General features: G+C 49.4%; 13 protein-coding genes. 7 read left to right on the forward strand and 6 right to left on the reverse strand.

The features are described from left to right. Window positions 1-231 precede the first annotated feature (231 nt). The gene (alkB, locus tag AC1RVX_RS22860; RefSeq protein WP_493218892.1) at window positions 232-885 is read left to right on the forward strand and encodes a DNA oxidative demethylase AlkB; all 654 of its coding nucleotides are present in this window, start codon (window positions 232-234) and stop codon (window positions 883-885) included. 56 nt (window positions 886-941) lie between these two features. Beyond that, a complete protein-coding gene (locus tag AC1RVX_RS22865; protein WP_493218893.1) occupies window positions 942-1,841 on the forward strand; it encodes a 5'-nucleotidase in 900 nt (299 codons plus the stop codon). Between the two features lie 70 nt (window positions 1,842-1,911). Here AC1RVX_RS22865 and AC1RVX_RS22870 read toward each other — a convergent pair whose 3' ends face one another. Further along, on the reverse strand, window positions 1,912-4,221 hold the full coding sequence (locus tag AC1RVX_RS22870; protein ID WP_493218894.1) for an NADP-dependent malic enzyme: 2,310 nt from the start codon (window positions 4,219-4,221) through the stop codon (window positions 1,912-1,914). A 273-nt stretch (window positions 4,222-4,494) separates the two neighbouring features. Between AC1RVX_RS22870 and AC1RVX_RS22875 the strand changes: the two genes are divergently transcribed. The 5 genes from AC1RVX_RS22875 (at window position 4,495) to AC1RVX_RS22895 (ending at window position 7,998) form a co-directional block, all read left to right on the forward strand. Further along, the gene (locus AC1RVX_RS22875) at window positions 4,495-4,974 is read left to right on the forward strand and encodes a rubrerythrin family protein (protein ID WP_493218895.1); all 480 of its coding nucleotides are present in this window, start codon (window positions 4,495-4,497) and stop codon (window positions 4,972-4,974) included. A gap of 82 nt (window positions 4,975-5,056) precedes the next feature. After that, a complete protein-coding gene (locus AC1RVX_RS22880; RefSeq protein WP_422988001.1) occupies window positions 5,057-5,221 on the forward strand; it encodes a rubredoxin in 165 nt (54 codons plus the stop codon). A gap of 8 nt (window positions 5,222-5,229) precedes the next feature. Beyond that, window positions 5,230-6,417, forward strand: a complete 1,188-nt coding sequence (locus AC1RVX_RS22885; RefSeq protein ID WP_493218896.1) for an FAD-dependent oxidoreductase — start codon at window positions 5,230-5,232, stop codon at window positions 6,415-6,417. Between the two features lie 91 nt (window positions 6,418-6,508). After that, entirely contained in the window at window positions 6,509-7,477 is a 969-nt protein-coding gene (gene thiL, locus AC1RVX_RS22890; RefSeq protein WP_493218897.1) for a thiamine-phosphate kinase, read from the forward strand. Then, entirely contained in the window at window positions 7,474-7,998 is a 525-nt protein-coding gene (locus AC1RVX_RS22895) for a phosphatidylglycerophosphatase A family protein (RefSeq protein WP_493218898.1), read from the forward strand. The genes thiL and AC1RVX_RS22895 overlap by 4 nt, the downstream gene beginning before the upstream one ends. A 95-nt stretch (window positions 7,999-8,093) precedes the next feature. Here AC1RVX_RS22895 and ntrC read toward each other — a convergent pair whose 3' ends face one another. The 5 genes from ntrC to AC1RVX_RS22920 all read right to left on the reverse strand — a co-directional run bounded on the left by ntrC (window position 8,094) and on the right by AC1RVX_RS22920 (window position 13,330). Continuing rightward, window positions 8,094-9,617: a nitrogen regulation protein NR(I) gene (gene ntrC, locus AC1RVX_RS22900; protein WP_493218899.1), complete on the reverse strand. Its 1,524-nt coding sequence runs from the start codon at window positions 9,615-9,617 to the stop codon at window positions 8,094-8,096. Window positions 9,618-9,695: 78 nt separating this feature from the next. After that, window positions 9,696-10,769, reverse strand: a complete 1,074-nt coding sequence (glnL, locus tag AC1RVX_RS22905; protein WP_493218900.1) for a nitrogen regulation protein NR(II) — start codon at window positions 10,767-10,769, stop codon at window positions 9,696-9,698. A gap of 104 nt (window positions 10,770-10,873) precedes the next feature. Further along, window positions 10,874-11,362: a DUF4124 domain-containing protein gene (locus AC1RVX_RS22910; RefSeq protein WP_493218901.1), complete on the reverse strand. Its 489-nt coding sequence runs from the start codon at window positions 11,360-11,362 to the stop codon at window positions 10,874-10,876. A gap of 125 nt (window positions 11,363-11,487) precedes the next feature. Further along, on the reverse strand, window positions 11,488-12,903 hold the full coding sequence (gene glnA / locus AC1RVX_RS22915) for a type I glutamate--ammonia ligase (RefSeq protein WP_493218902.1): 1,416 nt from the start codon (window positions 12,901-12,903) through the stop codon (window positions 11,488-11,490). A gap of 154 nt (window positions 12,904-13,057) precedes the next feature. Continuing rightward, on the reverse strand, window positions 13,058-13,330 hold the full coding sequence (locus AC1RVX_RS22920) for a hypothetical protein (protein ID WP_493218903.1): 273 nt from the start codon (window positions 13,328-13,330) through the stop codon (window positions 13,058-13,060). Window positions 13,331-13,413: the final 83 nt, after the last annotated feature.

A 13,413-nucleotide genomic window follows, 5' to 3' on the forward strand; every position in this document is an offset into this window, starting at 1 on the left:
GCTCGCTAAACTGTTGCACCGTATTCACAGCCACCAACTCTTTCCGCAATCTATCCAATCGCTCTTTTCGTCAGCTTCTTTACTTCTCTTCTCGCCCCGCTCTTCTGCGGGAGGCGAACTATAGCAAACTTATCGACCCCTTTGCAAGAACAATTTACTTTACATGCTAATCTTTCAAAAATTGAATCACACCCTCATATAGTTAAGTAAGCGCAGACAAGAAATAGGGCAATGAATTATTCACTCTTTGACAATGCCAGCGACATGCAGCCATGGGTAGAACCCATCTGCGACGGTGCTCTTATCCTCCGACATTTTTCAGTGCAGCATGAAACTGAAATAATGGAAGGTATAGAGCAGGTATTAAGTAAGCATCCTTTCCGGCAGGTGCGTACACCAAACGGCCATCGCATGTCGGTCGCAATGACTTGTTGCGGTGATGTCGGCTGGGTGTCAGATAAAGATGGTTATCGCTATAGCCCTTATGACCCGGAAAATGCCGAGCACTGGCCAGCAATGCCAGAGGGGCTTTCAGTACTGGCCAGACAGGCAGCGTTGGAGGCTGGTTACCCTGACTTCCAACCGGATAGTTGTCTGATCAATCAATATCAAGTCGGATCACGACTGAGTTTGCACCAGGATAAGGATGAGAAAAATTTTGCTGCGCCCATCGTGTCTTTTTCATTAGGTATACCGGCGATCTTTCTTTTTGGCGGCATGCAACGCACCGCCCCTGTCCGACGCTATCATCTGGCACATGGCGATGTAGTTGTCTGGGGTGGCCCTGCACGATTGCGTTACCATGGTGTAGCACCAGTCAAGGAAGCAGCCCACCCTCTATTGGGTACACAAAGAATTAATCTGACATTTCGTCAAGTCATGTAGTAAAACAATAAAATAAATGCTGACTATTCAACATTTCATAATAAAACCAACTAACCATGCCATTTTCGCTAGACAATCTCCTCGTCATAGGAATTTCCTCCCGCGCCTTATTTGATCTGGAAACAGAAGAAACTCTGTTTCAGGAACAAGGACTGGACGCTTATCGCCAACACCAGTTGCAAGAGGAAAACAGTGTCTTAAAGCCAGGTGCCGGCTTTGGCCTGGTAAAAGCCTTACTGAAACTGAATGAACTGACACCTGGTCACAGGCTGGTAGAAGTCGTCATCATGTCACGTAATTCATCTGAGACTTCCTTGCGCATATTTAATTCCATCGCTCACTATGGCCTGGATATTACGCGGGCGGCCTTGTCCGGTGGCGCGCCTTTGGCACCTTATCTGCTGGCTTTCAATGTCAGTCTGTTTTTGTCTCTGCATGAAGATGACGTACAGGCCGCCATCAACTCTGGCGTAGCATCGGCAATGCTATATCGTTTGCCAGAAAATGCTGCTGACCCGGAACAAATTCGTATTGCCTTCGACGGTGACGCAGTAATTTTTTCAGATGAATCTGAACGTATTTATCAAGAGTTTGGCGTGGAAGCCTTTGAAGAGCACGAGAGAGAAAATGCCAAAAAACCTTTACCACAAGGGCCTTTTGCCAGGCTACTGGTGGCACTTTCGTATTTGCAGAATAATTTCAAAACACCGGATGGCCGTGCCTTCCCCCTGCGTACGGCACTGGTAACAGCCCGCGCCTCACCTGCGCATGAGCGTGTGATACGTACGCTGCGTGCATGGAATATCGCAATCGATGAAACTTTCTTTATGGGTGGTGTCAACAAGTCAGCTGTGTTGGCTGCCTTCAAGCCGCATATGTTTTTTGATGACCAGCATGGCCATTGCCTGCATGCATCGAACGTCGTACCTACCGGGCGCGTACCTGTTAAACAATAAAAATAAGTCTCTTAAAAATAAAAAAGCCAGCCTGAAATACCAGACTGGCTTTTTTCACACCGAGTACAAATTAACGCTGTGCCACCGCATCCACTACACACAGGGCTGTCATATTGACGATACGACGAACCGTTGCTGACGGAGTCAAGATATGTACCGGCTTGGCGCAACCCAGCAAGATAGGGCCAATCGCCACGTTATTGCCCGCAGTTGTTTTCAGCAGGTTGTAGGCAATATTTGCGGCATCAATATTCGGCATGACGAGCAGATTTGCATCGCTCTTTAAAGTCGAATTTGGCATCATCTTCTTGCGATAGCTTGCATCGAGTGCCGTATCACCATGCATTTCACCATCGACTTCCAGATCAGGCGCGTCACGCTGAATGATGGCCAAGGCCGCACGCATTTTTTGTGCAGATTCGCTATTGCTGGAGCCGAAATTCGAATGCGATAACAAGGCTGCTTTTGGAAGCAAGCCAAAGCGACGCATTTCTTCTGCAGCCAGAATGGTAATCTCGGCAATTTGCTCTGCCGTCGGGTTTTCATTGACATGCGTATCGACCAGCACAAGCTGGCGATCTGGCAAGACCAGGCCATTCATGGCGGCATAAACGTTCACGCCTTCACGTTTACCCAACACTTGATTGATGTAATTCAGATGCAGACCAGTAGTACCAAAGGTGCCGCAAATCATGCCGTCGGCATCGCCTTTATGGATCATCATGGCACCGATCAGTGAATGACGGCGGCGCATTTCCAGTTTGGCATATTGTTCGGTCACGCCCTTGCGAGCAGTCATCTGATGATAGGTCTGCCAGTAATCACGATAACGATCATCATGCTCAGGGTTGATCACCTGGAAGTCTTCACCAGCCTTGAGACGCAGGCCAAATTTTTCTATGCGCTGATCGAGAATGTGCGGACGGCCCACCAGGATAGGTGTCGCCAGTTTTTCATCCACAATGACCTGTACAGCACGCAAAACTTTTTCTTCTTCGCCTTCTGCAAAGACAATACGCTTGCGTTCTGCAGGGGCTTTTTTGGCGATCTGGAACAGTGGCTTCATGAATGTGCCACTGTGGTACACAAACTGCTGTAGTCTCTCGACATAAGCCTGCATGTCCTTGATCGGGCGCGCTGCCACACCACACTCTTCTGCTGCACGCGCCACTGCCGGGGCAATCTTGATCATCAGGCGCGGATCAAAAGGTTTCGGAATCAGGTATTCAGGGCCAAAAGACAAGTTACTGATGCCGTAGGCAGAGGCAACGATGTCTGACTGCTCAGCCCGGGCCAGTTCAGCAATCGCATGCACAACCGCGATTTCCATTTCACGCGTGATGGTGGTTGCACCACAATCCAAAGCACCACGGAAAATATAAGGGAAACACAAAACGTTGTTGACCTGGTTAGGGTAGTCAGAGCGTCCTGTAGCCATGATGGCATCATCACGCACAGCCTTGACTTCTTCCGGCAAAATTTCAGGTGTAGGGTTGGCCAACGCCAGGATCAGGGGATTTGGTGCCATCAGCTTGACCATATCTTGCTTCAGCACGCCGGCAGCCGACAGGCCCAGGAAAATATCCGCATCAGGCATTACATCACGCAAACTGCGGGCAGTCGTTTCTTGTGCAAAACGTTCTTTGTCCGGGTCCATCAGCTCGACACGACCTTTGTACACCACACCAGCCAGGTCAGTCACGAAAATATTTTCCAGCGGGAAACCCAGGTCCACAATCAAATCCAGACAAGCCAGCGCCGCGGCACCCGCACCAGATACCACCAGCTTGGTATTCTTGATGGTTTTACCAACCACTTTCAAACCATTCAGGATCGCCGCACCAACGATGATCGCTGTGCCATGCTGATCATCGTGAAAGACCGGTATCTTCATGCGTTCACGCAGTTTGCGTTCTATGTAGAAGCATTCTGGTGCCTTGATGTCTTCCAGATTAATGCCGCCAAACGTCGGCTCCAGAGACGCAATGATATCAACCAGTTTATCTGGATCATTTTCGCTGATTTCGATGTCAAATACATCAATACCAGCAAATTTCTTGAACAGGACGCCCTTTCCTTCCATCACTGGTTTGGATGCCAGCGGACCAATATTACCCAGGCCAAGTACCGCCGTACCGTTGGTGATCACACCAACCAGATTGCCACGGGCAGTGTATTTGAATGCTGCTGTCGGGTCAGCCACGATTTCTTCACATGGAGCGGCTACACCGGGGGAGTACGCCAAAGCCAGATCACGTTGATTGGTCAATTGCTTGGTTGCAGTGACGCTGATTTTGCCCGGCGTTGGGAATTCATGATATTCCAGCGCCGCCTGGCGCAATTGTTGACGCATTTGCTCTTTTTGATCTGACGAATCCATGTGCTTGGCCTTCTTTCTATTTTTGCTTACGGAAATCTTACTGCCCGTGATTTTAGCAGAGGGAACCTTCTAACTTTATACGTATTTGTACGACTCATATGCTTTTGGCGCATAACCAAATGCAATTTATTCTGTTAGGCAAGAAAATATAGGAATTAACTATTGGATTAATAAAATTAATTGTCTTTTCAAATCAATTATAAAAATCTATGATCTGTCTCACGTTGATAGCAAACGCAAGCAAGCTTTAGTAAATAACCCAAGGAGAGCACTATGAGCACCCAGGCAAACCCATCCGTCACCATCCAAAACCTTGAATCCGCTTTTGCAGGCGAATCCATGGCCCATATCAAATACCGTTACTTTGCAAAACTGGCACGCGAGGCAGGTGCCATCGAAATTGCAGAAGCCTTTGAAGCCACCGCTGATCAGGAAGTCATGCATGCCTTTGGTCATCTGGATTTGTTATACCCCAAAAACCAGTTGACACCACAACGCGCTCTGGAAATTGCTATTGAAGGTGAAACCTATGAATACACTGAAATGTACCCAAAATTCCGCCATCTCGCTGTGGAAGAAGGTAACCATGCAGCTGTCGCTGAATACGATGAGCAAATCGCCGAATCTAAGGAACACGCTGAAAACTTTAAGCGGACTTTAGAAATCGCAGCAAAGCGCTTTGCTGCACTGGCCAAGGTTGAAGAACGCCATGCCAATCACTATCGGTCAGTACTGGAAGCCAATCAGGCTTGATGCTTTCCAGACCAGCATGTAAGAACACAGCAAAAAACTCGACTATTCAATACACGATACGCCCACTAAGACAGAGGACAACATGAAAACTTACCAATGCATCGTATGCGGCTTCATTTATGATGAATCCATAGGTCTGCCAGAAGAAGGCATCGCCGCAGGTACACGCTGGGACGATATCCCTGCAGACTGGGAATGCCCGGATTGCGGCGTCGCCAAAGCTGATTTTGATATGATAGAAATCTGAGGTCAGTCATGAAACCCATCGTCATCATCGGTTCAGGTCTGGCTGGTTACACAACCGCCAGGGAATTCCGCAAGCTTGATAAAACGACGCCTTTGCTGATCATTACTGGCGATGATGGCGGCTTTTATTCCAAACCCATGCTGTCAAACGCTTTTGCGTTGGGCAAGCAAGCACACCAATTACAAAGCCAGACTGTTGAACAAATGGCTGCGCAATTGAATGCCCATATTCTGACCCGGACCATGGTCAGCGGTATCGATACTGACGCGCAAACTGTACAAACCAATATGGGGGAGTTCGAGTATGCGCAACTGGTCCTGGCGCTGGGTGCGCAAGCCATACGTCTGCCTATCGCGGGCAATGCGGCTGAACAGGCCTTGTCGGTCAACAGCTTGGCTGACTACGTGGTGTTTCGTGACAAGGTGACACAAGCTGGCGACAAGGTGAACGTCACCATCCTGGGGGCTGGATTGATAGGTTGTGAATTCAGTAATGATCTGGCAAGTGCTGGTCATGCCGTCACCCTGATAGACCCGAACACCTTGCCACTGGCAGCACTGGCACCGGTCGCCATTTCACAAGGCTTGCAAGCAGCATTGTTGGAAAAAGGCGTGCAACTGAAGCTTGGCATCACTGCCAGTCAGATTGATCAGCAAGGCAAGGCCCTGTTGGTCACTTTGTCCAATGGCGACAGTTTTGCTACCGACATCGTGTTATCTGCGGTCGGCTTACGTCCCGATACCAGACTGGCCCAGGCAGCACAATTGCGTACTGAACGCGGCATTATAGTGAATGAATATGGCCAGACCAGCGCCAGCAATGTGTATGCCCTTGGTGATTGTGTTCAATATACTCTGGCCGATGGTAGCCAGAACGTCATGCCTTATGTGGCCCCGTTGATGGCAGCAGCGCGGGCAATTGCTGTCAGCCTGACGGGGCAGGCAACCCGCATAGACTTGAAACCAGCTGCGGTACTGGTCAAAACCCCCTGCTATCCGGTTGCCTTGATACCACCAGCTATTAGCATCAGTCAATCAGGCACGTGGGAATCAGAACACACTGCGGGCGTCACCACCAGTCGTTTTTTTGACAGTAACAAGGTCTTGCACGGCTTTGCCGTCGCGCCGCAGGACGCAAAATCAAGAAATGCGCTGATCGCAGAATTGACAGAAGCACAGGCTGCGGCAGTTGTGTAGTTTTCAAATACGTCCAGTCATACAGGCCCGCATTTGTACAGAAATAGCCCAGTTATGTTGAATCCCGGGCTTCATTCGGTACAATGCGCGCATGCTCTCAGAATTTGACCTCATCAAGCGCTATTTTGCGCAACACCGTATTCAAGACAGCCGCATCGCTCTGGGCATAGGGGATGATTGCGCGCTGCTCAATCCCAGTCCAGGTATGCAAATGGCCATTTCCAGTGACATGCTGGTGTCTGGCCGTCATTTTTTTCCCGATGCTGATCCACGCATGCTGGGTCATAAATGCCTGGCAGTCAATTTGTCGGACCTGGCTGCCATGGGGGCGAAACCCATCGCATTTACCCTTGCCCTGTCACTGCCAGAAGCCAATCCTGCCTGGCTGGCTGAATTTTCAGCGGGCTTGTTGGCATTGTCCGATGAATATCAATGCCCGCTCATCGGTGGTGATACTACCAAGGGGCCGCTGAATATCTGCATCACGATTTTTGGCGAACTGCCACCGGGTACGGCACTACGACGAGATGCTGCGCGCAGCGGTGACGATATCTGGGTGTCCGGTACTTTGGGTGACGCACGTCTGGCATTGGCCGCTTACTGGAACGAGCTCGTGCTTGACCCGCAAGCACACCAGCAAGCTGCATTACGCATGCATATGCCCAGCCCGCGTATCGCATTGGGTCAGGCACTGCGCGGCATTGCCCATGCAGCGTTGGATATTTCAGATGGACTGGCTGGCGATCTTGGCCATATCCTGGAAAAATCCGGCGTCGGTGCCACTCTTTTGATAGACCAGCTTCCGGCAGGACCGGTACTGCAAACACAACCACAAGATTTGCGCAGGCAATTTACGCTAAATGGCGGCGATGATTATGAATTATGCTTTACCGCACCGGTAAGCAACAGGCAACAAGTGCTGGCTGCTGCTGTGCAATCGAACACCACCGTCACCCGCATAGGTCAGATAGAAAGCGCAGGCGGTTTACGTCTGCTGGATGATGAGGGTAAAGACCTGCATCTGACTTTTCAATCCTTTGATCACTTCGTCAATCCATGACTACCCTAGAACAAGGCCAAATAGCCATCGTCACCAAACCCACCTGGCGTTTCATGATGCGCCACCCCGCCCATATACTGGCGCAAGGTTTCGGTAGTGGTCTGTCACCTATCATGCCTGGCACATCCGGCACATTGTTTGGATGGTTGAGTTTCCATGTTTTTTCAACACGCTGGCCAGAGATTTTTACCACAACCAACTGGGCCGTCATCATCCTTCTGGGTTTTATCATCGGTGTCTGGGCTTGCCGCATTACCGGCAAAAACATGGGTGTCGCCGATCATGGCAGCATGGTCTGGGATGAAATCATTGCCATGTGGCTGGTGCTATTGTTCATCACACCTGCCAGTTGGCAAACTCAATGCTGGGCCTTTATCATCTTTCGCTTTTTTGATATGGCAAAACCCCCGCCTATCGGGTATTTTGACCGTCGCTTCAAAGGTGGCTTTGGCGTGATGTGGGACGACATTGTGGCGGCTTTCTTTTGTCTGCTAAGTTTTTCCCTGTGGCGTGTATTCTAAAAAAACTTCCTTAGCAATGACAAAGGGGCATGCAAGCATGCCCCTTTTGGTTTTCTGCAATCAATCTTGCCTCTGTGCGGCAAACGATTGCAAGTTTATTCGTCCTTTACGCCATCTATACCCAGTTCCTGAATCTTGCGTGTAATCGTATTGCGGCCTATGCCCAAACGAATGGCTGCATCATTCTTGCGACCATGGGTGTGGCGCAAGGCAGCCTTGATGACAACGGATTCAAAACTGCGACCCAGCTTGTCAATCACTTCGGATTGCCCTTCTGCCAGCATGGCAGCAGCCTCGGCTTCCAGCAAAGATATCCAGCTTTCTCCACTACGGTAAATCGGCTTTTCCATGAAAGAGCCGGCACCTCCCGACACAGGTGCGGGGAAAACATGCTCGGCCGAGCGTGCCTGCAATTCACTGCCATTCATACCAGCTGGCTGTAAATTTGGCGAAACAGCATTCACAACGACCGGCACCAGATCCTGGGGCAAATCAGGAATTTCTACTGTCTGCCCCGGTGCCATGACTGTAATCCAGTTGCACAGGTTTTCCAGCTGCCGGACATTGCCCGGAAAATCCAGGCTGGACAAAAACTGGAGCGCTGGTTCCGACATGCGTTTTACATCCACACCCAATTGCTTGGCGCTCTGGGTCAGGAAGTATTTGGTCAGCAAGGGAATATCTTCGCGACGTTCACGCAAACTAGGCAAGCGCAAGCGGATAACGTTCAAACGATGATACAAGTCTTCGCGGAACAAGCCATCTTTGACACGGGTTTCCAGATTCTGGTGAGTAGCCGCAATGACGCGCACATTCGCCTTCATTGGTTGATGCCCACCAACACGGTAAAAGTGACCATCCGATAAAACACGCAACAAGCGTGTTTGCAAATCAAAAGGCATATCACCAATTTCATCCAGGAACAGCGTACCGCCTTCTGCCTGCTCAAAACGCCCACGTCGCGTAGTTTGAGCGCCAGTAAAAGCGCCACGTTCATGACCGAACAATTCTGATTCCAGCAAATCCTTTGGAATAGCAGCCGTGTTCAACGCAATAAAAGGCTGGGATGCACGTGGGCTATGCTTATGCAGTGCACGCGCCACCAGTTCTTTACCGCTGCCGGACTCGCCGGTAATCAGTACCGTCACATTCGATTGCGACAAACGACCTATGGCCCGAAACACGTCCTGCATGGCAGGTGCCTGCCCGAGGATTTCTGGTGTTTCAGAAATGCTTTGTTCAACACTGGATTCACGCAGACTTTCATCCAGCGCACGACGTATCAGTTCGACCGCCTTGTCCAGATCAAAAGGCTTGGCGAGATATTCAAATGCACCGCCCTGAAATGCTGCAACTGCAGATTCCAGATCCGAAAACGCCGTCATGATAATCACGGGCAAACCCGGATATTTGGCCTTGACGGTTTGCAAGAGTTCCAAGCCGGAAGCACCATGCATGCGTATGTCAGAGACCAGTACCTGCGGTGTATCGCTTTGCAAAGCGTTCATCGCATCTCTTGCATTGGTGAAGCTGCGCGTTGCCAGATTTTCCCTCGCCAGTGCTTTTTCCAGCACCCAGCGAATTGAATCGTCGTCATCCACTATCCAGATTGGTTTCATATTATCGTTCTGCATTCTGTGTTAAGCATTTCAATAGAAGGAGCACTTTTGGTGCAACCACTTTTCCCCCACCTCATTTCAAGGTAAGGGAATGAGTATCCGGAAATCCGTATACCCTGGCCTGCTCTCACATTCGATGACACCCAAGTGCTGTTCAACGAAAGTTTGCGCCAGTGTCAATCCCAGACCGCTGCCGCCTTCCTTACCCGATACCAATGGGTAAAAAATCCGGTTGCGTATCTCGGGTGGAATTCCCGGACCGTTATCAATGATATGCAAATCTAATGCCAGCCTGTAACGCACCTTCGCCAACGTGATCTGTCGCACCACGCGCGACTTAAAAGTCAGCACCGCATCACCTTGCCTGATTCTTTCATGCAAGGCCTGGGCAGCATTGTGAGCGATGTTCAACACTGTCTGTATCAACTGTTCTTTGTCACCACGAAACTCAGGTATCGATAAATCATAGTCGCGCCTGATCGTCAGCCCTTGCGGGAATTCAGCCACAATCAAACTGCGCACGCGCTCACAGACTTCATGGATATTCACGTCGCCAACGATATGTGGCAGCCGGTGCGGAGCCAGCAAGCGGTCCACCAGGGTCTGCAGCCGGTCAGCTTCCTTGATGATGACCTGGGTGTATTCACGCAATTCGCGCAGGTGGCGTTCGGGCAATTCCAGTTCCAGCAGTTGCGCTGCCCCCCGTATTCCACCCAAAGGGTTTTTGATTTCGTGAGCCAGGTTACGTATCAATTCCTTATTAGCCTTGCTCTGATCGAGCATGCGCTCTTCTCTGTCGAGCTTCAGTTGCTGGACGTTTTCCCGTAACTCTATCAACACCGGCGTATCAGGGTTATCCAGCGCCGTCACGATACTATGCACGTGCAGCGCCTCGCGCCCGGCACGCTCCAGCGTCAGGTCCTGACGCTTGTCGGCAAACTGGTGTGCCACCGCCTGGTGAAACACCTCGATCAACTCTTCGCCGTTGAGGAACAAATCAGTCAGTTTCAAATGCGTCAGCGACTTGAATGAGCTATCCAGCAAATTTTCAGCTGCGGCATTGGCAAACAAAATGCTACCTTCTGCATCCAGCACAATGACGGCCGATGTCAGTAAATCCAGTCCGGCAAATGAGGTAAGTGGAGTTTTCAAGCGATATCCATAAAAAAAGGCCGCACTAAGCGACCTTTACGCAAGCATCATGCCCGGCTCGGCACTGCAGGACTGCAATATGCCATTTTCCCGGCATGGGCGACTTATTTCAAATTGCCTATCTCTCGCTTCAGTGCTTCTATGTTCTTTTCGGTGCGACTAATCTCTTCTTTCATCATATTGGTGCGTTCCTGGTATTTGGCGTAATTTTTTTCATCACCTCGCCTTTCAGGTTCACCATTATTGAACTCTTTTTTCAAATTCTCCAGCTTTTGCTCTTCTGCCTTCAATTCATCCTGCAAAATTTGTTTGCGATCTGAATCCCTGGCTTTTTGCGTACCCTCATCTACCTTGGGGAAATCACTGGGGCTACTGGCAGGCTTACCCTGGGGTTTCTTACCCGCAGTCGGGAAAACAGGAGCTGGCACCACAGTAATACCCTGCAACTCCACTTTTTTACAGCCTTTGACAATACCTGTGTTCTTGTATTCTTTTTTGCCGTTCTCATCGACACACAAATACACATCGCCCTGCGCATGAGCATATGCCTGCACACCAATCAAGAGAATGAAACCTGATAATAGTCGATTCATATTAAAGCAATAATCAATCACGGACTTGTAGTGTATGCGATGCAGCGCTGCAACACAATTACGAAAAAATCAGCATTTGTAACAAAAAAAGCGGGGTTGCCCCCGCTTTTTTGTTTTTCCCCTGATTACAGAGAGTAGTACATGTCGAATTCGACTGGGTGAGTCGTCATGCGGAAGCGTTGTACTTCTTGCATTTTCAGGTCGATGTACGCATCAATCATGCTGTCGCTGAACACACCGCCGCGTGTCAGGAATTCACGATCCTTGTTCAAAGCATTCAGTGCCTCTTCCAGGGAAGCGCAGACTGTTGGGATCAATGCATCTTCTTCTGGTGGCAAGTGGTACAGATCTTTGCTAGCTGCTTCGCCAGGATGGATTTTGTTTTGAACGCCATCCAGACCTGCCATCATCAGTGCGGAGAAGCACAGGTATGGGTTAGCCAGAGGATCAGGGAAACGTGTTTCGATACGACGGCCTTTTGGATTGGCAACGTAAGGAATACGGATGGAAGCAGAACGGTTACGTGACGAATAAGCCAGTTTAACCGGAGCTTCGTAACCTGGAACCAAACGCTTATAAGAGTTGGTACCTGGGTTAGTAATCGCATTCAATGCTTTTGCATGTTTGATAATGCCGCCGATGTAGTACAGGGCGAAATCAGACAAACCGGCATAACCGTCACCAGCAAACAGGTTTTTGCCATCTTTCCAGATGGATTGATGCACGTGCATACCAGAACCGTTATCGCCAACGATAGGTTTAGGCATAAAAGTCGCCGTCTTGCCGTAGGTATGAGCCACGTTCCAGACGACGTATTTCAGGTTTTGTGTCCAGTCAGCGCGCTCAACCAAGGTAGAGAACTTGGTGCCGATTTCGTTTTGACCAGCGCCAGCCACTTCATGATGATGCACTTCAACCGGGATACCCAGGGATTCCAGGATCAAACACATTTCAGAACGCATGTCCTGGAAGCTGTCGACTGGAGGAACTGGGAAATAACCACCTTTAACGGTTGGACGATGGCCAGTATTGCCGCCTTCGAGTTTTTCGCCGGTTGTCCAGGAGGCTTCATCAGAGTCAATCTTGACGAAGGATCCGGACATGTCCACTTTCCAGCGCACGCTGTCAAAAATGAAGAATTCTGGTTCTGGGCCAAAGTAAGCAGTGTCACCAATGCCGGAAGATTTCAAATATGCTTCAGCGCGTTTTGCGATGGAACGTGGATCGCGGTCATAGCCCTTGCCGTCGGATGGCTCGATAACGTCACATTGCATGAACAATGTTGTTTCTTCGAAGAAAGGATCGATATTGGCAGTATTAGGATCAGGCATCAACAACATGTCGGATGCTTCAATACCTTTCCAGCCAGCGATGGACGAGCCGTCAAATGCGTGGCCAGATTCGAATTTATCGATGTCGAACTGGGAAACTGGAACAGTTACGTGCTGTTCTTTGCCTCGGGTATCAGCAAAGCGAAAATCAACGAACTTGACTTCGTTGTCTTTCGCCATTTTCAAGACTTCTGCGGCTGTCATTGCCATGTGAAACTCCTCTAATAGAGCTAAAAATAAATTCGGAAATTGCTGAGCCCTGCACCTGCCAGCAACCAAGAACGAGTGAACAGTCCTACCTCGTTCACTCTTGAATTCAACTGGCGGCTAAACTCAGTGAGAGATGATAGCAGAATCCATGCCATCAGCCAGCCAATGCATATTCAAATTTGAAATTTGTTAAATGCTTGTTTTTGTGGCGTTTTCCTTGTACAGAGATAAGTCTTGCCTGAAGCAAACAAACAACAAAGCACACCAAAACAGTGCAAAAACATTTATTTGCACTAAATAAGTGCATTAATTTATAAAGATGTCTTATTCTCCTCTTTTTAGTGCGATTCGCAATTGCTGATTTTACCGCTGTTATAAATACTTTTTTAAAATCACTTTTTGACCATTCTCCACTTAAGGCTTCCAAGTCAACCGACAGCCAGAAGCTTACCAAACTCGTTAAACTGCAAACGTTTGCCTGAGCATCCTTTGATCAGTATCAACCGGGCT

This window comes from Undibacterium sp. GW821-FHT11B02, assembly GCF_058808955.1.